This window comes from Pseudomonas entomophila (assembly GCF_013523165.1).
GTDB classification, from domain to species: domain Bacteria; phylum Pseudomonadota; class Gammaproteobacteria; order Pseudomonadales; family Pseudomonadaceae; genus Aquipseudomonas; species Aquipseudomonas entomophila_A.
In genome coordinates this window covers 1-313 of record NZ_JAAMQI010000070.1, presented here as the reverse complement: position 1 = coordinate 313, position 313 = coordinate 1, and the positions used below count along the sequence as shown (strand labels likewise).

The window sequence follows — 313 nt, the reverse complement described above, 5'->3', positions numbered from 1 at the left end:
GCCATTAAACAATGGATCAAGGCATTACACGGCAAGGTCTCGATTGCAGTCGAGGCCACCAATGTCTATCACCTGCTGTTTACCGATATGGTCCATGAAGCAGGACATACCCTTTACTTGATGGATGGTTATGCCCTGAGTCACTACCGAAAAGGTATTGGTTCACGCGCCAAGACTGACCCGATCGATGCAAGGGTACTGGCCCGGTACCTCAAGAACGAAGGCGCCAACCTTAGCCCCTGGATCCCGCCTTCGACGCTCTATCGCGACCTTGTCAGCCTGTTTCGCAGGCGCGCGATGCTCGTCCAGACGC

1 protein-coding gene is annotated in these 313 nt (G+C 54.6%); it reads left to right on the top strand.

Annotated features, from left to right (window positions below; all coding sequences use genetic code 11):
* The coding region (locus G7Z99_RS19690; protein WP_181096828.1) for an IS110 family transposase at positions 1–313 on the top strand (313 nt) is incomplete at both ends.